1 protein-coding gene is annotated in these 604 nt (G+C 71.7%); it reads left to right on the top strand.

What is annotated here, in order from left to right:
- Window positions 1-604: polyketide synthase (locus A5701_RS25355; RefSeq protein ID WP_197505066.1), on the top strand; the 604-nt coding region annotated here is incomplete at both ends.

Genomic DNA, 604 nt, shown 5'->3' with positions numbered 1-604 from the left:
CAGCGCGGCGGTGGGCCGCATCTCCTACCTGTTGGGGCTGCGCGGCCCGGCGGTCGCCGTCGACACGGCGTGTTCGTCGTCGTTGGTGGCGATCCACCTGGCCTGCCAAAGCCTGCGGCTGCGCGAGAGCGACGTCGCCCTCGCGGGCGGGGTGCACCTCTCCCTGTCGCCGTTCACCAGCATCGCGCTGTCCAAATGGTCCGCTTTGTCACCGACGGGCCGCTGCAAGACCTTCGACGCCCTGGCCGACGGGTTCGTGCGCAGCGAGGGCTGCGGGGTGGTGGTGCTCAAGCGGCTGTCCGACGCCACCCGCGACGGCGATCGTGTGCTCGCCGTGGTGCGCGGGTCGGCCATCAACTCCGACGGCCGGTCCAACGGCATGACGGCGCCCAATGCGGCGGCCCAGCGCGACGTGATCACCACCGCGCTGCGGCAGGCCGACGCCACGCCGGACAGCGTCAACTACGTCGAAACCCACGGAACCGGAACGATACTGGGTGACCCCATCGAGTTCGAGGCGCTGGCGGCCACCTACGGACGCGGCGAGGGCGGCTGCGCGCTGGGATCGGTCAAGACCAACCTCGGGCACCTGGAGGCGGCCGCG

The organism is Mycobacterium sp. E3305, from assembly GCF_001666785.1.
In the GTDB taxonomy this organism is placed as follows: Bacteria; Actinomycetota; Actinomycetes; order Mycobacteriales; family Mycobacteriaceae; genus Mycobacterium.
Note: the sequence above shows the minus strand (reverse complement) of the source record. Positions and strands in the feature narration are given on the sequence as shown.